The organism is Sphingomonas aquatilis, assembly GCF_014196115.1.
In the GTDB taxonomy this organism is placed as follows: Bacteria; Pseudomonadota; Alphaproteobacteria; order Sphingomonadales; family Sphingomonadaceae; genus Sphingomonas; species Sphingomonas aquatilis.
In genome coordinates this window covers 488,259-512,690 of record NZ_JACIDB010000002.1, presented here as the reverse complement: position 1 = coordinate 512,690, position 24,432 = coordinate 488,259, and the positions used below count along the sequence as shown (strand labels likewise).

At 68.6% G+C, this 24,432-nt stretch carries 22 protein-coding genes; 17 read left to right on the top strand and 5 right to left on the bottom strand.

Annotated features, from left to right (window positions below):
* The first annotated feature begins 37 nt into the window (after positions 1-37).
* From GGR47_RS08525 to GGR47_RS08505, 5 genes are all read left to right on the top strand, one after another.
* The gene (locus GGR47_RS08525; RefSeq protein WP_147036999.1) at positions 38-487 is read left to right on the top strand and encodes an EF-hand domain-containing protein; all 450 of its coding nucleotides are present in this window, start codon (positions 38-40) and stop codon (positions 485-487) included.
* A gap of 43 nt (positions 488-530) precedes the next feature.
* The gene (gene tgt / locus GGR47_RS08520) at positions 531-1,667 is read left to right on the top strand and encodes a tRNA guanosine(34) transglycosylase Tgt (RefSeq protein WP_147037000.1); all 1,137 of its coding nucleotides are present in this window, start codon (positions 531-533) and stop codon (positions 1,665-1,667) included.
* A gap of 2 nt (positions 1,668-1,669) precedes the next feature.
* Positions 1,670-1,858: a hypothetical protein gene (locus GGR47_RS08515; protein ID WP_017979936.1), complete on the top strand. Its 189-nt coding sequence runs from the start codon at positions 1,670-1,672 to the stop codon at positions 1,856-1,858.
* 210 nt (positions 1,859-2,068) lie between these two features.
* Entirely contained in the window at positions 2,069-4,900 is a 2,832-nt protein-coding gene (locus tag GGR47_RS08510; protein ID WP_147037001.1) for a M16 family metallopeptidase, read from the top strand.
* A gap of 215 nt (positions 4,901-5,115) precedes the next feature.
* The gene (locus GGR47_RS08505) at positions 5,116-6,159 is read left to right on the top strand and encodes a cell wall hydrolase (protein WP_147037006.1); all 1,044 of its coding nucleotides are present in this window, start codon (positions 5,116-5,118) and stop codon (positions 6,157-6,159) included.
* A gap of 4 nt (positions 6,160-6,163) precedes the next feature.
* Here GGR47_RS08505 and GGR47_RS08500 read toward each other — a convergent pair whose 3' ends face one another.
* Positions 6,164-8,065: a S9 family peptidase gene (locus GGR47_RS08500; protein ID WP_147037002.1), complete on the bottom strand. Its 1,902-nt coding sequence runs from the start codon at positions 8,063-8,065 to the stop codon at positions 6,164-6,166.
* 113 nt (positions 8,066-8,178) lie between these two features.
* Here GGR47_RS08500 and GGR47_RS08495 point away from each other — a divergent pair, with 113 nt between their 5' ends.
* On the top strand, positions 8,179-8,352 hold the full coding sequence (locus GGR47_RS08495) for a hypothetical protein (RefSeq protein WP_167509778.1): 174 nt from the start codon (positions 8,179-8,181) through the stop codon (positions 8,350-8,352).
* A gap of 54 nt (positions 8,353-8,406) precedes the next feature.
* On the opposite strand, the gene GGR47_RS08490 is transcribed toward GGR47_RS08495, so the two are convergent.
* Both GGR47_RS08490 and GGR47_RS08485 read right to left on the bottom strand, forming a co-directional pair.
* Positions 8,407-8,805: a glycine zipper 2TM domain-containing protein gene (locus GGR47_RS08490; protein ID WP_024310365.1), complete on the bottom strand. Its 399-nt coding sequence runs from the start codon at positions 8,803-8,805 to the stop codon at positions 8,407-8,409.
* Between the two features lie 63 nt (positions 8,806-8,868).
* Positions 8,869-9,321 carry a hypothetical protein gene (locus GGR47_RS08485; RefSeq protein ID WP_147037003.1) on the bottom strand — a complete coding sequence of 151 codons (453 nt, stop codon included), beginning with the start codon at positions 9,319-9,321 and terminating at the stop codon, positions 8,869-8,871.
* 167 nt (positions 9,322-9,488) lie between these two features.
* Here GGR47_RS08485 and GGR47_RS08480 point away from each other — a divergent pair, with 167 nt between their 5' ends.
* From GGR47_RS08480 to gyrB, 4 genes are all read left to right on the top strand, one after another.
* Positions 9,489-10,271: a Coq4 family protein gene (locus tag GGR47_RS08480; protein WP_147037004.1), complete on the top strand. Its 783-nt coding sequence runs from the start codon at positions 9,489-9,491 to the stop codon at positions 10,269-10,271.
* A gap of 30 nt (positions 10,272-10,301) precedes the next feature.
* Positions 10,302-11,357, top strand: a complete 1,056-nt coding sequence (gene recF / locus GGR47_RS08475; RefSeq protein ID WP_183949498.1) for a DNA replication/repair protein RecF — start codon at positions 10,302-10,304, stop codon at positions 11,355-11,357.
* Between the two features lie 116 nt (positions 11,358-11,473).
* Positions 11,474-12,241 (top strand): OmpA family protein, encoded by a 768-nt coding sequence (locus tag GGR47_RS08470; protein WP_147035748.1) that lies wholly within the window; start codon positions 11,474-11,476, stop codon positions 12,239-12,241.
* A 200-nt stretch (positions 12,242-12,441) separates the two neighbouring features.
* Positions 12,442-14,937, top strand: a complete 2,496-nt coding sequence (gene gyrB, locus GGR47_RS08465) for a DNA topoisomerase (ATP-hydrolyzing) subunit B (protein WP_147035749.1) — start codon at positions 12,442-12,444, stop codon at positions 14,935-14,937.
* 152 nt (positions 14,938-15,089) lie between these two features.
* Here the strand turns inward: gyrB and GGR47_RS08460 are convergent, their stop codons facing one another.
* Positions 15,090-15,974, bottom strand: a complete 885-nt coding sequence (locus tag GGR47_RS08460) for a LysR family transcriptional regulator (RefSeq protein WP_017979947.1) — start codon at positions 15,972-15,974, stop codon at positions 15,090-15,092.
* 80 nt (positions 15,975-16,054) lie between these two features.
* Here GGR47_RS08460 and GGR47_RS08455 point away from each other — a divergent pair, with 80 nt between their 5' ends.
* From GGR47_RS08455 to mmsB, 4 genes are all read left to right on the top strand, one after another.
* Positions 16,055-17,551 carry a CoA-acylating methylmalonate-semialdehyde dehydrogenase gene (locus GGR47_RS08455; RefSeq protein ID WP_147035750.1) on the top strand — a complete coding sequence of 499 codons (1,497 nt, stop codon included), beginning with the start codon at positions 16,055-16,057 and terminating at the stop codon, positions 17,549-17,551.
* A gap of 7 nt (positions 17,552-17,558) precedes the next feature.
* Complete coding sequence (locus GGR47_RS08450) at positions 17,559-18,092, top strand: hypothetical protein (protein ID WP_147035751.1); 534 nt, start codon at positions 17,559-17,561, stop codon at positions 18,090-18,092.
* Positions 18,093-18,099: 7 nt separating this feature from the next.
* Positions 18,100-19,245, top strand: coding sequence for an acyl-CoA dehydrogenase family protein (locus tag GGR47_RS08445; protein WP_147035752.1), 1,146 nt, complete (start codon positions 18,100-18,102; stop codon positions 19,243-19,245).
* A gap of 92 nt (positions 19,246-19,337) precedes the next feature.
* Positions 19,338-20,225 (top strand): 3-hydroxyisobutyrate dehydrogenase, encoded by an 888-nt coding sequence (mmsB, locus tag GGR47_RS08440; RefSeq protein ID WP_276509312.1) that lies wholly within the window; start codon positions 19,338-19,340, stop codon positions 20,223-20,225.
* Here the strand turns inward: mmsB and GGR47_RS08435 are convergent.
* On the bottom strand, positions 20,212-21,141 hold the full coding sequence (locus GGR47_RS08435; protein ID WP_147035754.1) for a PEP-CTERM sorting domain-containing protein: 930 nt from the start codon (positions 21,139-21,141) through the stop codon (positions 20,212-20,214). The genes mmsB and GGR47_RS08435 overlap by 14 nt on opposite strands.
* 105 nt (positions 21,142-21,246) lie before the next feature.
* Here GGR47_RS08435 and GGR47_RS08430 point away from each other — a divergent pair, with 105 nt between their 5' ends.
* From GGR47_RS08430 to GGR47_RS08420, 3 genes are read left to right on the top strand one after another with little or no spacing between them, the layout of a single operon-like run.
* Complete coding sequence (locus tag GGR47_RS08430) at positions 21,247-22,341, top strand: 8-amino-7-oxononanoate synthase (RefSeq protein ID WP_147035755.1); 1,095 nt, start codon at positions 21,247-21,249, stop codon at positions 22,339-22,341.
* Positions 22,338-22,955: a dethiobiotin synthase gene (gene bioD / locus GGR47_RS08425; RefSeq protein ID WP_147035756.1), complete on the top strand. Its 618-nt coding sequence runs from the start codon at positions 22,338-22,340 to the stop codon at positions 22,953-22,955. Before GGR47_RS08430 ends, bioD begins: the two co-directional genes overlap by 4 nt.
* Positions 22,952-24,190 (top strand): adenosylmethionine--8-amino-7-oxononanoate transaminase, encoded by a 1,239-nt coding sequence (locus GGR47_RS08420; RefSeq protein ID WP_147035757.1) that lies wholly within the window; start codon positions 22,952-22,954, stop codon positions 24,188-24,190. The genes bioD and GGR47_RS08420 overlap by 4 nt, the downstream gene beginning before the upstream one ends.
* Positions 24,191-24,432: the final 242 nt, after the last annotated feature.

The window sequence follows — 24,432 nt, the reverse complement described above, 5'->3', positions numbered from 1 at the left end:
TGGCGCGCGCGGCGGCCCGCTGGCATGATCGCCGCCGATGCTGCTGACGCTTCTTCTCCAGGCGGCGACGACTGTTGCCGCCCCGGCCCAGCCACCCGCAACGCTGGTCGTCGAGCCGGTCGCGATGGCGATCGCCGCGTTCGACAGCGACGGCGACGGCCGCACCACCCGCGCCGAGCTTGCCGCCGGCGTGGCGCGCAGCTTTGCCGCGATCGACACCGCTCACACCGGCTCGCTCGGCTATATCGACTTCGCCGACTGGTCGACGCGCTGGCTGGGCGATCCCAATGCGCTGCCCAGCCCCTTCGAAGTGGATAGCGATGGCGACAATCGCATCACCCTCGCCGAATTGCAGGCGGCGATGGCGCGGGTGTTCGCGCGGCTCGACATCGACAGGGACGGCGTCGTCACGCGGAAAGAATGTTTGACGATCCGCAGCATGGCGACCCGCGCCCCCGACCCGCGTGGCGCCAAGCGCAAGCGGTAGCGGCGGCTCGACACCGCTGACCGCTTTCGCCAAAGCGCACGACATGTCTTCCCGTTTCGCCTTCACCATCGCCGCCACCGACGGCCGCGCCCGCACCGGCACGATCCAGATGCAGCGTGGCGTCATCCGCACGCCCGCCTTCATGCCGGTCGGCACCGCCGCCACCGTGAAGGCGATGAAGCCCGCCGACGTCGCCAACGCGGGTGCCGACATCATCCTGGGCAACACCTATCATTTGATGCTGCGCCCAGGCGCAGAGCGCGTCGCGCGGCTGGGCGGCCTCCATGGCTTCATGGGCTGGGACAAGCCGATCCTGACCGATTCGGGCGGCTATCAGGTGATGAGCCTCGCCGACCTGACCAAGCGATCCGAAGAGGGCGTGTCGTTCAAGAGCCACCTCGACGGCACGCGCCACCTGCTCAGCCCGGAGCGATCGATCGAGATCCAGCGATTGCTGGGCTCCAACATCGTAATGGCCTTCGACGAGCTGGTGCCGACCACCTCGACGCGCGAGGTCCAGGCCGCGGCGATGGAACGCTCGATGCGCTGGGCGAAGCGCAGCCGCGATGCGTTCAATGGCGGCGGCGAGCATGCCGAAAACAATGCGATCTTCGGCATCCAGCAGGGCGCGCTCGACGAGTCCTTGCGCAAGGCGAGCGCCGACGCGCTGATCGACATCGGCTTCGATGGCTATGCGGTCGGCGGCCTGGCGGTTGGCGAGGGACAGGAGGCGATGTTCGGCTGTCTCGATTTCGCACCCGGGCAATTGCCGCAGGACAAGCCGCGCTACCTTATGGGCGTCGGCAAACCCGACGATATCGTCGGCGCGGTGGAGCGCGGCATCGACATGTTCGACTGCGTGATGCCGACGCGCTCGGGGCGGACCGGCCAGGCATTCACCCGCAACGGCCCGATCAACCTGCGCAATGCGAAGTTCGGCGAGGATCAGGCACCGCTCGACCCGACGTGCGGCTGTCCGGTCTGTGCGACCTGGAGTCGCGCCTATATCCACCACCTCGTCCGCGCGGGCGAAATTCTGGGTGCGATGTTGATGACCGAACATAACATCTGGTTCTACGAAGCCTTGATGGCGGACCTGAGAGCCGCCATTGCGGCTGGTGAACTGACCTCGTTCGCGAATGGTTTTCGCGCAGCGTATCAACGGGGCAAGGGAGAGTGAGTATGTCGGATCAGCCCAACGAGATCCTCGAAGCCGCCGCCGCCGCCAAGGCGCAGCAGGATGCCGCCGCGCAGGCGAAGGTGCAGGGCCGCAAGAGCCATTGGCCGATGCGCATCATCGGCGTTGGCATCGGATCAGCCGCGGTCGCCGCGGCGGTGCTGTTCGCCAATTCGGGGAAGAAGAAGGACTGAGGGACGGCTGCCCGACCGTCGCCCTTCCCCCCGTCATCCCGGCGCACGCCGGGATCCATGGACACGGGGAGCCTCATCGGTTGTGCACCATCCGCGACCGCTCGTAACCATGGATCCCGGCGTGCGCCGGGATGACGAGCGTTAAGATTGACACGATCCCCAAGCTCCGGTTCAACCGACGGCATCATCCCGTCCTAACCGGAGCATCCCATGCGCCTCGTTCGTGCCGCCCTTCTGCTCGGGGCCGCGCTGCTCCCCCTCGCCGCCACCGCGCAAACCACTGCGCCGGTGGCGACCGCCGTCAAGCCGATCGCCTATACCGAACGCACGCTGGCGAACGGCCTGCGCGTCTATGCGCTGCGCGACACGTCGACGCCCAATGTCGCGGTACAGGTATGGTATGACGTGGGGTCGAAGGACGATCCGAAGGGCCGTTCGGGCTTCGCGCACATGTTCGAGCATCTCATGTTCAAGGCGACGCGCAACCTCGTCTCCGAACAGATGGATCGCCTGACCGAGGACGTCGGCGGCTATAACAACGCCTCGACCAACGACGATTACACCAATTATTACGAGGTCGTCCCCGCCAACCATCTGCAGCGGCTGCTGTTCGCCGAGGCCGATCGCATGGCGAGCCTGGTGGTCGAACCCAAGAGCTTCGCATCCGAGCGCGACGTGGTGAAGGAAGAGCTGCGCCAGTCCACGCTCGCGCGGCCCTATGGCAAGTTGTTCTCCACCTATCTGTCGGCCGCGTCCTACACGACGCACCCCTATGCGCGCTCCACGATCGGCAGCATCGAGAATCTGGAAGCGGCCTCGATCGACGACGTCCGCGCCTTCCACGCCACCTATTACCGGCCCGACAATGCGATCCTGGTCGTCGCCGGCAATTTCGATCCCAAGCAGCTCGACGCCTGGGTCGATCGCTATTTCAGCAAGATCGTGCGGCCGACGACGGCGATCCCGCGCGTCACGGTGCAGGAACCGATGCGCGCCAAGCCGGTGAGCTACACCGTCTACGAACCTAATACGCCTCTGCCCGCGGTCGTCATGACCTGGCACGTCCCCGCCGACCGGAGCGCCGACATTCCCGCGCTGACCGTGCTCAACACGATCCTGTCGACGGGCGAGAGCAGCCGGATGTACGAAAGCCTCGTCTATCGCGACCAGCTGGCGCAGGATGCCTCGTCCTTCCTCGACAGTAAGCAGGGGACCGGCAACCTCGTCGCCTATGCGATTCTGGCCGACGGCAAGACCGCGGACCAGGGCGAGGCCGCGCTGAAGCGCGAGATCGCACGCTTCCGCGACGCACCGGTCAGCGCCGCCGAACTCGCCGAGGCGAAGAACGAGATCGTCACCGCCGCGATCAAGAGCCGCGAAACCGCGGAGGGCAAGGCGCGCCTGCTCGCCTCGTCGGCGATCATCGATGGCGACCCCCGCGCCGCCGATCGCCAGCTTGCCGCGATCCAGCAGGTCACCGCCGCCGACGTCCAGCGCGTCGCGCGTCAATATCTGGGCGACGCCCAGTCCGCGACGATCCGCTATCTGCCCGAGAGCGCCAAGCCCGCCGGGCAGACCGGTGACAGGATCGCGGTCGCGCCGACCGTGCAGACCGAAGCGCTCACCCCGCCGGCCGACATCGCCATCGTCACGCCCGCGCCCGAAGGCCAGCGCGTCCTGCCGCCCGCACCCGGCGCGCCGGTCACCGCCAACCTGCCGCAACCGGTCGAGACGCGGCTCGCCAACGGCCTGCGCGTCGTCACGGTCGAGCGCCACGACCTGCCGATCGCCACCGCCTATCTGGTCGGCACGGGCGGCCAGGCGCTCGATCCGGCGGACCGTTCGGGCGTCAGCAGCCTCGCCGCCAATCTGATGACCAAGGGCACGACGACGCGCTCGGCGACCGAGATCGCGCGTCAGGTCGAAAGCCTGGGCGGCTCGATCGGCGCCAATGCGGCAAGCGAGGGCGGCAGCGTCGAGGTGACGGTAAAGTCCGATCAGCTGGCCCCGGCCCTCAACATCCTCGCCGACGTCGCACAGCATCCCGTCTTCGCGCCCGAGGAACTGGAGCGCGCGCGGACGCAGCAGGTCGATGCGGTGAAGGTCGCGATGAAGAACCCGGCGCAGCTCGCCGCGCTGGTCGCCGATCGCGCGACCTTCGGCGCCTCGCCCTATGGCGCGCCCGGATCGGGCACGCCGGCCTCGCTGAAGGCGATCACCCGCGCCGACGTCACCGCCGCCTATGCGCGCACGTGGCGGCCCGATCAGGCGACGCTGATCCTGGTCGGCGACGTGACGCCGGCGCAGGCAGAGGCGCTGGCCAAGGCGCAGTTCGGCGGCTGGCGTGCGCCGACGGGCGCGCCGACGCCACTCCCGGCGGTCGGCACGCTGCCGGCGCCGCGCACCGTCGTCGTCGATATGCCGGGCGCGGGCCAGGCGGGCGTCGTCGTCGAACGCGTTGCGATCCCGCGGTCCGATCCGCGTTATTATCCCTTTGCAGTCGCCAACACGGTGCTGGGTGGCGGCTTCTCGTCGCGGCTGAACCAAGAGGTGCGGATCAAGCGCGGCCTCGCCTATGGCGCGGGCAGCAGCGTCGATGCGGCGCGGACTACGGGCAGCATCGCGGCGCGGACGCAGACCAAGAACCAGACCGCGGCAGAGGTTGTCTCGCTGATGACCGCCGAAATGGCGCGGATGGGTGCGACGCCGGTGCCCGAGGCGGAGCTGTCGACGCGCAAGGCGGTGCTGGTCGGCAATTTCGGCCGTGGTGTCGAGACGACCGACGGGATCGCCGGGATCATCGGCGAATATGTACTCGACGGCGTGCCGCTGACCGAATTGCAGCGCTACACTGCAAAGGTGGAGGCGGTGACGCCGGCGGCCGTGCAGGCGGCATCGGCCGCGCTGCTCGATCCCAAGGCGGCGAGTGTCGCCGTGGTGGGTGACGCCAAGCAGTTCCTTACGCCGCTGAAGGCCGCGCGTCCCGCCACGGAAACGCTGACCGAGAGCGAGCTGAAGCTGGACAGTCCGACGCTCAAGTAATCGCCTGGGCAGCGGGGCAGCCTACGTCTTCCCCGCCCAGCGGGTCACCCCGGCCATGTTCCGGGGTGACGCATCGAGGGGACAGCCCATCCCCAAAAGTCCTACCGTGCTGCCCCGTCGTACCACTCCGGCACGCCTGGAAATCCATGGCGGACGCCGCACGTGCCTTACGCTATGGCGGCGGCATGCAGGTCCGCAGGCAGACGATCCGGAGGTTGACGCGGGCGTGGATCGCGCTCGTGGCCATCGGGCTCGGCATCCTCGCGCTCCTCGCGGCACAGGGCGCATGGCGGGCGATCGCGGCGCATGGGGCAGGCGATCCGCCGCCGATGCCCGCCCCCGCCGGCTATGAGGCGGAGGATCATTTCCCCGGCGCGGCCCTGCTCTACACCGATGTCGCCCTTCCCGTAGCGTCGACCGCGAGCGACGGCGCCGCCCCCGCACCGGGCGTGACCGGTACGATTGCGCTGCCCGCCACGCCGGTCTCGCCGTCGCTCGCAGCCGCAGCGATGCGCGCCGATGGCGGCGTGGTCACCGCGGCGCCCTTTCCCACGAAAGCCGCCTCCAGCGTCGATCGCGCCCGCGCGCTCGAATGCCTCACCGCCGCCATCTATTACGAGGCGGCATCCGAACCCGACGCCGGCCAGCTCGCCGTGGCGCAGGTGATCCTGAACCGCGTGCGCCATCCCGCCTTCCCGCACACGGTGTGCGGCGTCGTCTATCAGGGGTCCGAACGGTCAGGCTGTCAGTTTAGCTTCGCCTGCGATGGCGCCATGGCCCGGGTGCCGTCGCGGGCGGCCTGGATCAGGGCGGCACGCCATGCCGGCATGGCGCTCGCCGGCTATGTATACGCACCGGTCGGGCTGGCGACGCATTACCACACCTATGCCGTGACCCCCGCCTGGAACCGCAGCCTGGTGATGACCGACGTGGTCGGCGCGCATCTGTTCCATCGGTGGAAGGGCTATTGGGGCACCAGCGCCGCATTCAGCGCGCCCTATCGTGGCGGCGAGCCGGTCCCCGGCCCGCACATGCCCCTGATCGCGCCGCCCGTCGCGACGTCGCCGACGCTGATCGCCAGCGTCGCGCCGGTGCCGCCGATGACGCGGCCCGAGCAGGTCCAGCCCGGCTATGCGGCGAGCGGCAGCTCGATCGCTCCGCCCGCCGCCACACCGGACAAGGCGCGCCCGACCGACAACCTGCCCGCCGCACCCCAGGTGCTCGACCGGTTCAAGGATTCGGGCAAGCCCCTGCTCTGACGCCTTACTTCGCGTTCTTCACGTACGTGTCGAACCACGCGATCGCCCGTGCGCGGACGTCAGCGGCCTGCGCCGGCGCGGTCACGCAATGGCCGGCATCGGGATAGATCACCAGGCTGACCGGCACGCCCTTGGCCTTCAGCGCGTGCCACCATTCGACCGACTGGGTTGGCGGCACCTCGATATCGCGCTCGCCGACATAGATGAACGTCGGCGTCTGCGCGCTCTTCAGGCGGTACACCGCCGACACGTCTTCATAGGCCTTCATATCGTCGTACATCGACTTGCCGAAGAACGGCAGCATCCACTGGTCGATGCCGTTGGTGCCGTAATAGCTGATCCAGTTGGAAATGCCGGCGCCCGCGACGATGCCCTTGAACCGGTTCGTCTGGGTGTTCGCCCACATCGTCATGAAGCCGCCATAGCTGCACCCGCCGAGCCCCAGCCGGTTGTCGTCGATCGGCGCAACGCGCTCGACCGCGTCGATCCCGGCGAGGATATCGCGCAGATCGCCGCCGCCGAAGTCGCGCTTGTTGGCGGCGGTGAACGCCTCACCCTGGCCGAAGCTGCCGCGGGCATTGGGCAGGAAGACGTAATATCCCGCCTTCAGCAGCGCGCCGTTCATCGAATTGGGCGTGACATAGCCGGGCACTGACGCCGACGACGGGCCGCCGTGGACCATCGTGATCATCGGCGCCTTGCCGGTGGGCGCATTCAACGGCGCGAGCAGCCAGCCCTGCACGTCATAGCCCTCGTTCTTCCAGCTGACGCTCTTCGCGCGGGTCAGAGCGGGCGCGGCGTCATTGTCGTGCGTGACCTGCCGTACCGCGGTGATCGGCCCGGCGTAGATCGCCGGCGCATGTTCGTAATCCTGCACCACCGCGGCAACCGAGCGCCCGTCCGCGGAAAAAGCGGCGCGGCCGTCGCCGGCGCTGGCCGTGGCTGGCTTGGCGAAACCGGGGGCGACGGGCTTGCCCGGCACAAGCGTGCCGAACTGCGTCGCGTCGCCCGCCAGCGTCACCGTACGCAGGCCGCCCGCGGTCCAGTCGAGCGTCGTCACCGTCGACTTGGCGCCCGCCGTGATGTTGGTCGGCGTACCGCCCGCGAGCGGTACGGTGAAGACGTCGCCGCCGATCGAGCCGTAATCGCTCATCAGGCCACCGATATAGGCCACCGTTCGGCCGTCGGGTGATACGCGCGGATGCTTGATCTGCGTCGCGGGCTTGGCGATCGAGCGCACCGCGCCGCTCTGTGCGTCGATCGCGTCGAGCGTCGCCACCCACCAATTGTTGTCGCCATTGCCCAGCGCCGTCGTTGCGACGAAGCCGCGCCCGTCGGGCGTCCAGTCATATTCGTAGACGTAGCGGCCAGCCGGCGACAGCGGCGTCACCGTCGACGACGGGCTGGCGACATCGAACACGGCGAGCCGCTGTTCGTCGTTCTTCTCGCCGATCTCGCCGATCATGCGCACCCCCGGTTGCGTTGCGCCCGCTTCCTTTTCGGCGCCCAGCGTCACCAGCAACGCGATGCGCTTGCCGTCGGGGGAGACGCGCGGCGTTTGCGCGATACCGGGGATGGTCGCGATCGTCCGCGTCGCCGTGCCGCTCGCATAGTCGAGCATCACGCCCTTGCTGGCCGGATCGCGCGCAAGGAAGACGAGGTCGCCGTTGGGCGCGAAGCTCAGGTCCGAATAGCCGCAGGTCGCACAGGGATCGATCGTCCGCAGCACGCGCCCGTCGGTCGCATTGCGCAGCGTGATAACGTTGTGGCCGCCGCTGCTTTCGATCGTCGCGGTACGGCTGCCGTCGGGGGCGATGGCGAGGCCGTAATATTGGTGAAGCCCCTGCGCGACCGCGGGCGCAGCGACGGCGGTGGCGAGCAGGGCGGCGAACAGGGTCTGACGCATCGGAACTCCGGGCAAGGCAGGATATCCCCGCCATGCTTAACCGAAGAGCGCGGCGCGGCAAGCGGAACGGCGTCCCGTCGCCGGCCGTTCGTGCCGGCATGAGGAGAGACAGCATGCCCCATTCGTCCGACGACGCCAAAACGCCCACCACCGAAACGCGCGCGCCCAATCTGTCGACCGAGCATCAGCGCGACGGCGACGCACGCCGGCCCAGCGAAACGCTAGACAAGGGACAGCCCAAGGGCGAGACGATCCCGCGGAAATCCTCGTTGCTCGGGAACGACTGACACGAAAAAGGGCGGCCCGCCAAGGCCGCCCTTCGTCGCATCATCCGCCGTCGATCAGCGGCAACGGACGTTGTTGCGGTCGACCGACTGCCCAAGCGCCGCACCCGCCGCGCCGCCGAGGAGCGCGCCGAGCAGACCCGACCCACCCGGCGCGATCGCCGCACCCAGCGTACCGCCCGCGGCCGCGCCGACGATCAGGCCGGTCGTGCCGTCGTTGCGACGGCAGTAATAGCGACCATCCTGACCGCGATAGATGCGATCGTTCGACGACAGGCGGCGTTCGCGGTAGCGCGCATTGTCGACATAATAGCGATCCGCGTAATAGCCGTTATAGCTCGGATCGACCCGGTCATAGTCATAGGCCGAATAGCTCCGATAGCGATCGTCGCCATAGGTCGCACATCCCGCCAGCGTCGTCGCCGCCGCCATTACCGCCAAAATCGCTGTCCGCATTGCATCCTCCTGTTCCCCGCAGTGAGGCCAGAATGTCCCGGTCCCCTGAAAGGTTTCACGCGATCAGGCCGCTCCGGTCGCTTCGCTGAAGCCGCTGCCGCGATCGGCGACCAATGTCGGGGCGGGGCCGGTGGCGGGGCGCAACGCCTCTTTCTCATCCTCGGTCGGCACCGCAGTGGGGTCGGGACGGAAGGGTTCGGCCGCCCGGCTGTCGTTGCCGGGGTGCGTGTCGCCCATCAGATCGGTCGGCACATGCTCCGCCGCGGGATTGCCGGCACGTTCGGTAAAGTGCTTGTCGGTTTCCGCCATGCCGACCGGGGCCGCCGCCATCGTCGCAGGCCGCGGCGCGATCGGGCTGGTGGTGCTATCACCCGGCACGGCGCCCGCGCCATCGTCGTCGTTGGACGCCGCGCGCCGTGCCCCGACCTTCGGGCCGATCAGCGCCGTCCCGGCGGTCCAGGCCGCCGCGCCCACTGCAAAGGCCCCGAGGCCAAAGCCGATCTTCTTGTAATCCATGGCATATCGTCCCGTCGTTGCTCGCAACACCGAACCCAACCAACCACAGGCTGCGACCCGTTGTTCCGATCGATATACGATCGGCCGCATCATCGGTGCGGCAACCGCTTGCCAAGCCACGACTTCCGCGCCATGCTGACATCATTGTCAGTAAAGGAGTCGGTCCGATGGCCAAGCTTCCTCCCTTCCCCGGCACCACCGGCCGCCGCGACTGGCGCACCGCCTTCGGCGCGTTGCGCAAGCTGCTCGCCAATGGCGACGACACCGGCCAGGTGTTCCGCATCATGCGTTCGCTGAACGTGGGTGACACGGCAGAGGCCTATGCCCGTCTGATCGCGACTCCCGAGGGCGGTCGCATCGCCTATGAGCGGGTCGAGCTGGCGCGCCGCTTTGCGGACCGCGACTGGGTAAACGGCTTCGCGCCCGGCACGGTGGGCGCCGCCTATCGCGATTTCCTCGATACCACCGGCTATTCCGCCGACGGGCTGGTCGAGGTCAGCCGGCTCGATCGGTCCGAAACCGACGTCATCCACCCTTATGCCTGGATGGGGCGGCGCACCCGCGACGTGCATGACATCTGGCACGTCCTCACCGGCTACAAGGCCGACGAAACGATGGGCGAGGCGTGTCTCGTCGCCTTCTCCTACGCGCAGACGCGGGGCCTCGGCTGGGCGTTCATCGCCACCGGGGCGGCGCTGAAGTCGATCCGCGAGACCGGCGGCACCCTGTTCGCGAAGGCGGTGCGCGAAGGCTATCGCAACGGCAAACGCGCCGCGTGGCTGCTGGGCGAGGATTATGAGGCGTTGATGCACGAACCGCTCGACGCGGCGCGCGCGCGGCTCGGAATCGCCGATCCGGTGATCTACCGGCATGCGCAGGTCGCGCTGGGTCCGCAGCTCGCCTCCTACGCCTCCACGCAAAAGGCGCGGGCGCAAGCCGCGCTCGCCTAAGCGCTTCGGAACCTGCTAGGCGCGACCGCGATGCTGTCGCGCCTGATCCTCACCGATTTCCGCAACCATGCGGAGCTGGTGCTGGCGCCCGCCCCCGGCTTCGTCGTGCTGACCGGAGAGAATGGCGCGGGCAAGACCAACGTGCTGGAGGCGGTGTCGCTACTGTCCCCCGGCCGTGGCCTGCGCCGCGCGTCGCTGTCGGCGATGCAGCGGCAGGATGGGCCGGGCGGGTTCGGCATCGCGGCGACGCTGGCGCTGCCCGAGGGCGATGTCGAGATTGCGACCGGCACGCTGGCGGCGGCGCCCGAACGGCGCCAACTGCGTATCCAGGGGGCCGCCGCGACCGCCAATACGCTGGCCGAATGGCTGACCGTCCTGTGGCTGACGCCTGCCATGGACCGGCTGTTCGTGGAGCCGGCGGGCGAGCGCCGCCGCTTCCTCGACCGACTGACGCTGGCGCTGGTGCCGGCGCATGCGCAACATGCCGCGCGCTACGACGCCGCGATGCGCGCCCGCACCCGGCTGCTGACGGCGGACGAACCGGCCGATCCGCAATGGCTGTCCGCGCTCGAAGCGCAGATGGCGCAGCATGGCGCGGCGGTCGATGCCGCGCGGCGTGAGACGGTGGCGGCGCTCGGCGAGCGGCTGGCGGAGCAGCCCGACGGGCCGTTCGCGCGCGCGGCGCTGCTGCTGGAGGGGTGGAGCGGCACCGCCGACGCACTGCTTGCCGATCTGCGAGGCGGCCGCGCGCGCGACGGGGCGGCCGGCCGTGCGCTTGCCGGGCCCCATCGCGCCGACCTTGCCGTGACACACCTCGGCAAGGGGCAGGCCGCGGCGCTCGCCTCTACTGGCGAGCAGAAGGCGCTGCTGCTCGGTATCGTCCTTGCCCATGCCGAACTGGTCGCCAGCCGCACCGGCCATTCGCCGATCCTGCTGCTCGACGAGGTGGCGGCTCACCTCGACCCCCTTCGTCGTGCCGCGCTGTTCGAACGGCTCGCGAGCCATGGGCAGGTGTGGATGACCGGCACGGAGCCCGCGCTGTTCGCCGCGATCGACGCGGAAGCGACGCGCATCGCGCTCGGCTGAGCGGCCCTCGGAGGCGCATGCGCGGCTGAACCCCGGCTGTCGGAGCGGCTCACGGAACGTTCAAGCCACATCGGCCATTCGGCTCGCCATCGGGTGTGGGGCCAATGGAGAGTATCATGAGCAAATCCATCATCATCGCCGCCATGCTGGCCGCCGGTATCGCCACCCCGGCGCTGGCGCAGGACCGCTGGGACTGGAGCGGTGGCCGGCCGGGCGATCGTCCCTATCGCCTGATCGGCGCGGGCGTTCAGGGCCTGATCCCCGAATTGCGCGACACGCCCCGCGGCCGCGCGTTCGTGATGCGCAATTTCGACCGCAATCGTGACGGCCGCATCTCGCCCGCCGAGGCAGCCGACGCCAATGGCGCCTTCCTGCGGATCGCCGGCCCGCGCCGCGACCGCTTCGACTGGGATGCGCGCGATCGCACCGTGGTGGTCGAGACGCGCGAGGTGCTCGCCCCCGGCTGGGATCGCCGCGCGATGCACGATTACGGTTTCCGCCAGACGCCGCGCGGCGCGACGCTGACGCTGTCCGAAGACGTGCTGTTCGCCACCGACAGCGACCGTCTGCGCCCCGGCGCGATCGAGAAGCTGCGCCCGCTCGCACGCTACCTGCGCGACAATGGCGGCGTCCGCGTCGCGATCGACGGCTACACCGATTCGCGCGGCACCGATGCCCACAACCAGGATCTGTCGGAACGCCGCGCCGCCAGCGTCCGCGCCGCCTTTGACGCCATGGGCGTGACGCGCGCCCGCTTCAGCGTGGTCGGCCATGGCGAGCGCGATCCCGTCGCGACCAACGCCACCGCGGCCGGCATGCGCCAGAACCGCCGCGTCGAAGTGACGCTGCTCGGCCGCCGCGCAACGGAATTTGCGCGGTATTGATCCTAATCACTCCTCCCTCGCTTCAGCGGGGGAGGGGGACCATTCGCGAAGCGAATGGTGGAGGGGGCGTTTCCGCCAACACAGAGTTCGCCGTATCCGCCCCCTCCGTCAGCCTGCGGCTGCCACCTCCCCCTGGCGGGGGAGGACCTGGAGGCCCCATTTCGCTTTCGTTACAGCCGTCCCGCCCCTATATCGGCACGATGGCAGAACCCCAGAATGCGAACGAATACGGCGCCTCGTCGATCAAGGTGCTGAAGGGCCTCGACGCGGTGCGCAAGCGGCCGGGCATGTATATCGGCGACACCGACGATGGATCGGGCCTCCACCACATGGTGTTCGAGGTCAGCGACAATGCGATCGACGAAGCGCTCGCCGGCCATTGCGACCGGATCGATATCCAGCTGAACGCCGACGGATCGGTCAGCGTGACCGATAACGGTCGCGGCATCCCGACCGGCATCCACCCCGAAGAGGGCGTATCGGCGGCCGAGGTCATCATGACCCAGCTCCACGCCGGCGGTAAGTTCGAAAACACCAGTGACGACAATGCGTACAAGGTGTCGGGCGGCCTGCATGGCGTCGGCGTCTCGGTCGTCAACGCATTGAGCGAGTTCCTCGACCTCACCATCTGGCGCGATGGCGAGGAGCATTACATGCGCTTCGCCCACGGCGACGCGGTCGCACCGCTCAAGGTCGTCGGCCCGTCGGAGGGCAAGAAGGGCACGCGGGTCACCTTCCTGCCCTCGCCCGCCACGTTCAAGATCACCGAATTCGACTTCGACAAGCTCGAGCACCGCTATCGCGAGCTCGCCTTCCTCAATTCGGGCGTGCGCCTGTTCCTCACCGACGCGCGGCATGACGAGCCAAAGACGGTGGAACTCTATTACGAAGGCGGCATCGCCGCATTCGTGAAGTGGCTCGACCGCGCCAAGACGCCGCTCTTCCCCGAACCAATCGCGATCAACGGCCAGCGCGACGCGATCGGCATGGACGTGGCGCTGGAGTGGAACGACAGCTATTACGAGAACGTCCTCGCCTTCACGAACAACATCCCGCAGCGCGATGGCGGCACGCATATCGCCGCCTTCCGCGCAGCGCTGACCCGCACGCTCAACAATTACGCCGAAAAGTCAGGCCTTCTCAAAAAGGAGAAGGTGACGCTGACCGGCGACGACATGCGTGAAGGCCTGACCGCGATCGTCTCGGTCAAGCTGCCCGACCCCAAATTCAGCAGCCAGACCAAGGACAAGCTGGTCAGCTCCGAAGTGCGCCAGCCGCTCGAAAGCCTGATGGCGGACAAGCTCGCCGAATGGCTCGAAGAGAATCCGGCGCACGGCCGTTCGATCGTCGGAAAGATCATCGACGCCGCCGCCGCACGCGAGGCGGCGAAACGCGCGCGCGAACTCACCCGCCGCAAGGGCGTGATGGATATCGCCAGCCTGCCCGGCAAGCTTGCCGACTGCCAGGAGAAGGATCCCGCCAAGTCCGAACTGTTCCTCGTCGAGGGCGATTCGGCGGGTGGATCGGCAAAGCAGGGCCGCGACCGCCATTTCCAGGCGATCCTTCCCCTGCGCGGCAAGATCCTCAACACCGAACGGGCGCGTTTCGACCGGATGATCTCGTCGAAGGAAATCGGCACGCTGATCCAGGCGATGGGCACCGGCATCGGCCGCGACGACTTCAACGCCGACAAGCTGCGCTACCACAAGATCGTCATCATGACCGACGCAGACGTCGACGGCGCGCATATCCGCACGCTGCTGCTGACTTTCTTCTATCGTCAGATGCCCGAGTTGATCGAACGCGGGCACCTCTTCATCGCCCAGCCGCCGCTGTACAAGGCGACGCGCGGACGGTCGGAAGTGTATCTGAAGGACGATGCCGCCCTCGACGATTATCTGGTCGAAGCGGGCGCATCGTCGATGGTGTTCGAAGCGCCGGGCGGTCCCCGTTCGGGTGCCGACCTCAAGCATCTCGTCGATCATGCCCGCCGCATGCGCACGCTGATGCGCTACGTGCCGCGCCGCTACGACGCCGGGATCATCGAAGTGCTGGCGCTCGCCGGTGCGCTCGACCCGACCTTCACCCGTGACCAGCGCGCCGCGACCGTTGCCGAAGTGACGCGCCGGCTCGACGCGGGCGACGAGGAGGCGAAGTGGACCGCGCGCCTGACCGAGGACGGCGGCATCCACTTCGAACGGCTGTGGCGCGGCGTGACGGACCACCACATCGTCGAGGCGACGTTCATCGCCAGCGCCGAGGCGCGCAAGCTTCACGGTCTGGCCGCGGAACAGGCGGAAAGCTTCGCCCATGCGGGCAAGCTGATCCCCGCCAAGGGCGCGGCGGCAGCGGAGGCCGAGCCCGTCGCGGACGGCGACGGCCAGATCGGCAGCGTCAACACCACCGTCGGCCGCGGCGAAAGCCTGGTCGCGCGGCCGTCGCAGCTGCTTGAGGCAATCCTGGCCGCGGGCCGCAAGGGCCTTGCGATCCAGCGCTACAAGGGGCTGGGCGAAATGAACGCGGAACAGCTGTGGGAAACCACACTCGACCCGTCAAACCGCACCATGCTGCGCGTCACCAGCGACGACGTGTCGGCCGCCGACATGATCTTCACCCAGCTGATGGGCGAAGTCGTGGAGCCGCGCCGTGAGTTCATTCAGGACAATGCGCTGAACGTCGCCAATCTGGACGTGTAATCCGTCAATTCCTCCCTCGCTTTAGCGGGGGAGGGGGACCGTTTGCGCAGCGAATGGTGGAGGGGGCGTTTCCGCGAACGCGGCGCATGCCGTATCCGCCCCCTCCGTCACGCCTTCGGCGCGCCACCTCCCCCTGGCGGGGGAGGATTTGGCTACACGAACCGCCCCCGCTGTGCCGTCACCAGCGCGGTCAGCCACTCCCGAAACGCGCGCACCCGCTTCGCGCCGCGCGTGTCCTGATGCGTCACCAGCCAGAACGACCGGCGGATCGTCCGCTCCGGCAGCACCCGCCTGAGCGACTTGTCCGCGTCGCCGATGAAGCGGGGCAGCACCCCCAGCCCCGCCCCCGCGGCGATCAGCCGATATTGGCCATTGATGCTGGAGCTGCGGATACGCGGGGACAGCCCCTCCTCGATCTCGGCGAGATAGCGCAATTCGGGCGCGTACAGCAGGTCGGGAACGTAGCCGACCAGCGGATGATCGCGCACCTCCGCCGCGGTCGTCGGCAGCGCGTGGCGGGCGGCATACAGCTCGCCGGCATACAGCCCCAAGGTGTAATCGGTCAGCTTGCTGCTGACGAGCGGTCCGGTCTGCGGCCGGGCGAGCAGGATCGCGACGTCCGCCTCGCGGCGTGAGGGATTGAGGAAGCCGCTCGACGCGACGAGGTCGATCGTCAGGTCGGGATGGCGCGCGGTGAAATCGGGCAGGTGATGCGCCACGAACCACGTGCCGAACCCTTCCGATACGCTCACCCGCAGCACCCCGGACAGGCGGTCGGGATCGTCGTCGGTCGGCACGATCCCTGCCGCCGCCTGCCCCATCGCCTCCACCGCAACCAGCAGCGCCTCCCCCGCCGCGGTCAACACCTGTCCCTCGCGCGATTGCTCGAACAACGTCTGGCCGAGCGCGCCCTCTAACCGTCGCAGGTGCCGCGCCAGCGTCGTCGCATCGACCCCCGCCGCGGCCGCCGCGCGCGCGATCTGGCCGGCGCGGGCGACGCGCAGAAAATCCTGAAGGTCATCCCAACGCGGCTGCATAATTGCAGCTATGGGTCGCACTTTACGCCCTTGCCTGCAATCCTGCGCAGGCCGATCCTATACACAAACGGAGAGGCATCATGCGCGACATCGACCATTTCATCGTCGGCCATGCCGGCGGCACCGCCACGTGCCATGGCGACGTGTTCGACCCCAATAGCGGTAGCGTGCAGGCCCGCGTCGCGCTCGGCGAACAAGCCGACCTCGATCGCGCCATCGCCGCCGCGCAGAAGGCGCAGCCCGGCTGGGCAGCGACCAACCCACAGCGCCGCGCCCGCGTCATGTTCCGCTTCAAGGAACTGGTCGAGGCCAACATGGACGCGCTCGCCCACCTGCTCAGCTCCGAACACGGCAAGGTGATCGCCGACGCCAAGGGCGACATCCAGCGCGGGCTGGAAGTCATCGAATTCTGCTGCGGCATCCCCCACGTGCTGAAGGGCGAGTACACACAGGGCGCCGGCCCCGGCATCGACGTCTATTCGATGCGCCAGCCGCTCGGCATCGGCGCCGGCATCACGCCGTTCAACTTCCCGGCGATGATCCCGATGTGGATGTTCGGGGTCGCGATCGCGTGCGGCAACGCCTTCATCCTGAAGCCCAGCGAACGCGATCCGTCGGTGCCCGTCCGCCTCGCCGAACTGATGCTGGAAGCGGGTGCGCCCGAGGGTATCCTGCAGGTCGTCCATGGCGACAAGACGATGGTCGACGCGATCCTCGATCACCCGGCGATCAGCGCGGTCAGCTTCGTCGGCTCGTCCGACATCGCGCATTACGTCTACCGCCGCGGTGTCGAGGCGGGCAAGCGCGTCCAGGCGATGGGTGGCGCGAAGAACCACGGCATCGTCATGCCCGACGCCGATCTGGACCAGGTCGTCGCCGATCTGTCCGGCGCCGCCTTCGGCTCGGCGGGCGAGCGGTGCATGGCACTGCCAGTGGTGGTGCCGGTCGGCGACAAGACGGCGGATGCGTTGCGCGAAAAGCTGATTCCGGCGATCGAGGCCCTGCGCGTCGGCGTCTCGACCGATGCGGAGGCGCATTACGGCCCGGTGGTGAACGCCGCGCACAAGCAGCGCGTCGAAAACTGGATCCAGACCGGCGTCGACGAAGGCGCCGAGCTGGTCGTCGACGGCCGCGGCTTTACGCTCCAGGGGCATGAGAACGGCTTCTTCGTCGGCCCGACTTTGTTCGACCGCGTCACGCCCGACATGTCGGCCTATAAGGAGGAAATCTTCGGCCCCGTCCTCCAGATCGTCCGCGCCGCGAGCTTCGAGGATGCGGTGCGCCTGCCGAGCGAGCACCAGTATGGCAACGGCGTCGCGATCTTCACGCGCAACGGCCATGCCGCGCGCGAATTCGCCGCGCGCGTCAACGTCGGCATGGTCGGCATCAACGTGCCGATCCCGGTGCCCGTCGCCTATCACACTTTCGGCGGCTGGAAGCGCAGCGCGTTCGGCGACACCAACCAGCATGGCATGGAGGGCGTCAAATTCTGGACCAAGGTGAAGACGGTGACGCAGCGCTGGCCCGATGGAGCGGTCGAGGGCGGCAATGCGTTCGTCATTCCCACCATGGGATGATCCGAACATGCGCACGACACTGATCCTCGCCACCGCGCTGACCCTCGCCGCCTGTTCGGGCGGCGAGAGCCTCGACAATCAGTCGGGCGGCAGCGCCGCGGTCGATCCGACGCCGTCCAACCTGACCGACGATCCGCAGAACATGGTCGTGCCGCTCGAGGCGCCGGGCAATCAGGCGGCGACCGCACCGGTGCCGCTGCCCACCGCCTCGCCCGTGGCGCTGACCGCGATCCCGCAAGGGTTCCAGGGCCGCTGGGGCGTCAACGCCGGCGATTGCGATCCGTCGACCGGCGCCGACAAGGGCAAGCTGACCATTACCGGCAATACATTGTCCTTCTTCGAATCGCGCGGCACCGCCACGGCGATCACGCGCACCCAGGTCGACCAGATCGCCTTCGACCTGCCGATGAGCGGCGAAGGCATGACGTGGAGCGAACCCACCACGCTTACCCTGCTCGACAACGGCAAGACGCTTGTCCGCGTGGTGAAAAGCCCCGCCGATCGTGCCACCACCGACCGCTACAGCCGCTGCCCGGCCTAGGACCATCATGACCGACCAGTTCGACCTGACTGCAGACCAGCGCGAGATTCAGGATCTCGCACGCCGCTTTACTGCCGATCGGATCACGCCGTTCGCGGCGGAATGGGACGAGACGCACCATTATCCCGTCGACGTCTGGAAGGCGGCGGGCGACCTCGGCTTCGGCTCGATCTACGTCAGCGAGGAATCGGGCGGCATCGCGCTTGGGCGGCTGGAGGCGGCGCTGATCATGGAGGCGATGGCCTATGGCTGCCCCGCCACCAGCGCGTTCATCTCGATCCACAATATGGCGGCGTGGATGATCGACCGCTTCGGTTCGGCCGAGCTGAAGGCGCGATTCCTGCCCGATCTCGTCAGCATGGAAAAGATCGCCAGCTATTGCCTGACCGAGCCGGGTTCGGGCTCCGACGCCGCCGCGCTGAAGACGAGCGCCCGCCGCGACGGCGATGATTTTGTGCTGAACGGCACGAAGCAGTTCATTTCGGGCGCCGGCTATAACGACGTCTATGTCGTCATGGTCCGCACCGGCGAGGAAAAGAGCCGCGGGATCAGCGCGTTGGTGGTCGAGAAAGACACGCCCGGCCTGTCGTTCGGTGCGCCCGAGAAGAAGCTCGGCTGGAACGCCTCCCCCACCGCGCAGGTAATCTTCGAAGATTGCCGCGTGCCGGCCGCCAATCTGGTCGGCGGCGAGGGCGAGGGGTTCAAGATCGCCATGGCGGGGCTCGATGGCGGCCGCCTCAACATCGGTGCCTGCTCGCTGGGCGGCGCACAGCGCTGCCTCGACGAGGCGATCCGCTATACCAAAGAGCGCCAGCAGTTCGGCCAGCCGGTCGCGGAGTTCCAGAACACGCAGTTCACGCTCGCCGACATGGCGACCGACCTCGAAGCCGCGCGCGCATTGCTCTATCTCGCCGCCGCCAAGGTGACCGCCAACGCGCCCGACAAGTCGCGCTTCTCGGCGATGGCCAAGCGGCTGGCGACCGACAACGGCTCGGCGATCGTCGACGCGGCGCTCCAGCTCCACGGCGGCTACGGCTATCTCAAGGACTATCCGATCGAGCGCTTCTGGCGCGACCTGCGCGTCCATTCGATCCTGGAGGGGACCAACCAGGTCATGCGCATGATCGTCGGCCGCGACCTGCTGCGGCGGTAAGACAACAGAACACCATCCGACCGTTCGTGCTGAGCCTGTCGAAGCACAGGTGAGTCTCAGGGCCTTCGACAAGCTCAGGCCGAACGGCACACTTGAGGAGAGCATCAATGGCACGCGTCGCCTTCATCGGCCTGGGCAACATGGGCGGCGGCATGGCCGCGAACCTTGCGGAGGCGGGGCATGACGTCCGCGCTTTCGACCTCAGTCAGGATGCGCTCGATAAGGCGAAGGCGGCCGGCTGCCTGCCCGTCGCCAGCGCGGCCGAGGCGGTCGAGGGTGCCGAGGCGATCGTGACGATGCTGCCCGCCGGCAGCCACGTCGAGGGCGTCTATAATGATGCGGTCTTCGGCCGCGCCCAGCCGTCGGCGATCCTGATCGACTGTTCGACGATCGACGTCGCCACCGCGCGCCGCGTCGCCGAAGCCGCTGCGGCCAAGGGGCTGACGACGGTCGACGCCCCCGTATCGGGCGGGATCGCGGCGGCGAATGGCGGCACGCTCACCTTCATGGTCGGCGGCAGCGCCGAAGGGTTCGATCGCGCGCAGCCCTATCTGGCGCAGATGGGCAAGGCGGTGATCCACGCCGGTGCCAGCGGATCGGGTCAGGCGGCCAAGATGGCGAACAACATGCTGCTCGGCGCGACGATGATCGCGACGTGCGAGGCGTTCCGCCTTGCCGAGCGGCTGGGCCTCGATCCGCAGACCTTCTACGATATCTCGTCGGTCAGTTCGGGGCAGAGCTGGTCGATGACCAGCTATTGCCCGGTCCCCGGCGTCGGTCCCGAGACGCCGGCCGATCGCGACTATCAGGGCGGGTTCGCCGCGGCGCTGATGCTGAAGGACTTGCGCCTCGCGATGCAGGCGGCGGACGAGGCCGGCGCCTCGACGCCGCTCGGCGCGCACGCCGCGCAGCTTTATGAAGCGTTCGTCGCCGACGGCCACGGCGGCACGGACTTTTCCGGCATCATCAGGACGCTGTAAGCCTGTCCGCCCGATCGCGCAGCTGTTCGTGCGCCACGCGTTGCAGCGACGCGGCGAGATCGGGCGACAGGCCCAATTCGTCCGCCGCCCGCTCGCCCCGGCCCAGGCTGCGCGGATCGACGCCGGTCACTGCACCGAAGACGGTCAGCGCCTCGAGATAATAACCGGCAGTGCTGGCATGATATTGGTCGTACGACCATAGATTCGCCTGGCCGAAGGTGATGCCGTCATAGGGGTTGGGATCGGCGATGCCGAGCGCGAAGGCGCGGGTCCAGGCCTGGCCCACCGGCACGACGCCCGCGACCCAGGGATGCGCGCGGCGGGCGCGATCGGCGGCGCGGCGCAGGTCGTCGGCCATTGCCGCGATCGGCCGGCCATACCAGCGGCCCGCGGTCAGGTAGGTCAAGTCAGCGCGGCTCCACGTCGCGGTGAGATGCACGCGCACCGCCGGGTTGCGCGCCCGGAAGAGGGTGCCGAGCAGGCCCACCGCGCGGATATAGGCGGCGGGATCGCCCGGCCGCTCGCGGTCGAGCGTGCTATATTCCTGCAGGACCACCGCATCCCACGGCCGGTCGAACAGCTGGCGCCGCTGGTCGTAGTGGAAGGTCAGGCTCTGCCCGCCCTGCGTTTCCAGGCTGACGGCATAGTTGAGGCCGGATTCGTCGGCGAATTCCTTGAACAGCGCCGGCACGCCGCCATAGCCTTCGCGGTTGAGATCGGTGACGCGGTTCGCGTGCCAGTTGCGCACCGCGGAATGCGCGCCCTGGGTGAAGCTGTTGCCGAGGAACAGGATCGTCCGCGGCGGCGCGGCGACGGGGACCTGTTGTGCCCCGCCCTTCGCATCGGCCGCCGCCGTGTGACCCGCCAACGCGATGGCCAGCATCATCCCCAGCAGCCGCATCCTCGCCATCATCATCCACCCTGCCGTGACATCGCCCGCCGCCTACCGGATCGCGGCCCCACAAGGCCAGCCCCGTCGTCGCGGACTGGAACGGGGCGACCGAGTTGCTAAGGCGGCGCGATGCTGGACTTCTACCGCGACGATTTGTCCCGACTCGATGGCGCCGGACGATTGCGCCGGTTGCGCGGACGAACGGGACACGACTTCACCTCGAACGACTATCTCGGCATCGCCCAGTCGGCGCGGCTGCGGGACGCCGTGGCGGCAGCGCTCGACCGCGGCGTGGCGGTGGGATCGCGCGGATCGCGGCTGCTGCGCGGCAACGATCCCGAACACGAGGCGCTGGAGGCAGAGGCGGCGGCGTATTTCGGCAGCGAGGCGGCGCTGTTCTTCGCCAACGGCTATGGGGCCAACATGGCGGCGCTGGCGACCTTGCCGCAGCGCGGCGATCTCGTCCTGCACGACGCGCTGATCCACGCCAGCGCGCATGACGGCATGCGGCTGGGCCGGGCACCCGTCCGGTCGGTGGCACACAATAACGTGGGCGCGTTCGAGGATGCGATCCGGGCGTGGCGTGCCGATGGTGGCACGGGCCTGCCCTGGATCGTCGTCGAAAGCGTGTACGGCATGGACGGCGATCGCGCGCCACTGGCCGAACTCGCCGCGCTGGCCTACCGGCACGGTGCGATGCTGGTGATCGACGAGGCGCATGCGACGGGCGTCTTCGGCGCAGGCGGGCGCGGACTGGCGGCCGACCTTCATGGCCGCGAGACTGTCGTCAGCTTGCACACCTGCGGCAAGGCGCTGGGCGCGGAGGGCGGGCTGCTGTGCCTGCCTGCCGTGCTGCGCGACTTTCTGGTTAATCGCGGGCGTGGCTTCATCTTTTCGACCGCGCCCTCGCCGCTGATGGCGGCCGCGGTGCGCGAGGGGCTGCGGATGATCGCCGACGAACCCGAACGGCAGGCGCGGTTGTGGGAGCTGGTGCGGCTCGCCGAAGCGGCACTGGGCTTTGCGACGGGATCGCAGATCCTACCGGTGATCGTCGGCGACGACGGCGCGGCGGTGGAGCGAGCCGCACGGGTGCAGGCGGCGGGATATGACGTTCGCGCGATCCGGCCGCCGACGGTGCCGGTGGGCACGGCACGGCTGCGGCTGTCGATCACGACGCAGGTCGACGCGGCGGCGATTACGGGACTGGCGGAGGCTTTGCGATGACCGATACGATCGTGGTGACGGGGACGGATACCGATGTCGGCAAGACGGTGTTCGCCGCCGCGCTCGCCGCCGCGCTGGGGGCGACCTATTGGAAGCCGGTACAGGCGGGGCTGGCGGACGGCACCGACGAGGGCACGGTGCGGCGGCTGGGCGTGACCCACGTGCTGCCCGAGGCGTATCGGCTGGTGACGCCCTGTTCGCCGCATCGCGCGGCCGCGATCGACGGGGTGACGATCGACGCCGATCGGCTGGCGCTGCCGCAGGTCGCCGGCCCGCTGGTCGTCGAGGGCGCCGGCGGCGCGCTGGTGCCGTTGACCGACGACCTGCTCTACGCCGACCTCTTCGCCCGCTGGGGGGCGCCGGTGGTGCTGGTCGCGCGCACGCAGCTCGGCACGATCAATCACAGCCTGCTGAGCCTGGAGGCGTTGCGCGCCCGCGGCGTGCCGGTGCTGGGCGTCGCGTTCAACGGTCCGCCCGAACCGGACAGCGAAGCGACGATCGCGCGCATCGGACGGGTCAAGCGGCTGGGGCGGCTCGACCGGGTGGAGCAGCTCGACGCCGCCAGCCTCGCCGCCGCCTTTGCCGACGGGTTCGACGTGGAGGATTTCCGGTGAGCTCGTCGATCTGGCACCCCTTCACGCAGCATGGTCTGCGCGAACCGATCCCGGTGGTGACGCGGTCGGAGGGCGCGGCGCTCTATACCGTCGACGGGCGGCGGATCGTCGATGCCATTTCCAGCTGGTGGGTGACGACGCATGGTCATCGCGAGCCCCGGATCATGGCGGCGATCGCCGAGCAGGCGGGGAAGCTCGACCAGATCATCTTTGCCGGCTGGAGCCACGAGCCGGCCGAGGCGGTGGCGGCGGGCCTCCGGCGGATGATGCCCGCCGAGCTGACGCGGGTGTTCTTTTCCGATTCGGGATCGACCGCGGTCGAGGTGGCGCTGAAGATGGCGCTGGGCTTCTGGCTTCACCGCGGCGAGGACCGGCACCGCATCCTGGTGCTGGAACATGGCTATCACGGCGACACGATCGGCACGATGTCGGTCGGCGCGCGCGGCGCGTTCAACCGCGCGTACGAGCCGCTGCTGTTCGACGTGGAGACGATCCCCTTCCCTGCCCCTGGCGTGGAACAGGCGACGCTGGACGCGCTGGAGGCGGCATGCCGCGCCGGGCCGGCGGCGCTGATCGTCGAGCCGCTGATCGTCGGTGCGGGTGGCATGCTGATCTATCCGCCCTGGGTGCTCGCCGAGATGCGGCGCATCTGCGCGAGGCACGACGTGCTGTTCATCGCCGACGAGGTGATGACCGGCTGGGGTCGGACGGGCACGCTGCTCGCCTGCGAACAGGCCGATGTCGTGCCCGATATCCTGTGCCTGTCGAAGGGGCTGACCGGCGGCGCAGTGCCGCTGGCGGTGACGATGGCGCGCGAGGATATCTATCAGGCGCATTATTCCGACGACCGCGCGAAGATGTTTTTCCATTCGTCGAGCTACACCGCCAATCCGATTGCCTGCGCGGCGGCGGCGGCGAATATCGCGATCTGGGAGGACGAGCCGGTGCTGGCGCGGGTCGCCGATCTGGCGGCACGGCAGGCCGAGCGGCTGGCGGCGCTGGAGGGCGTGCGCAACCCACGTGCACTGGGGACGATCGCCGCGGTCGACGTGGGGACCGAGGCGGCAGCCTATCTGTCGACCCTGGGGCCGCGATTGCTGGCGTTTTTCCGGGAGCGCAACCTGTTGCTGCGGCCGCTGGGGAATACGGTGTACGTGATGCCGCCCTATTGCACCGAGGATGCCGATCTGGACGCGATCTATGCGGCGATCGGGGAGGCAGCGACGCTGGCGTGAGCCCCGAGTCGCGACGTACCGCAGTTTCCAAAGTTGACGATATTGACGGCACGTCACCCTCTGGTGGGGCGGGGTGAATGTTCGGACTGGTTGCTGGAAGGATGCGGCGGGTGAGGACGCGCGCGGCATACTACCGGGCTGTCACAGCTGTTCCAACATTGCCCGCGGTTTTTTGGTTCGCGCGAAGCCGCAAAGCCGCGAACAGAAGAAGGTTGGTTCGCGCGGAGACGCGGAGACGCGGA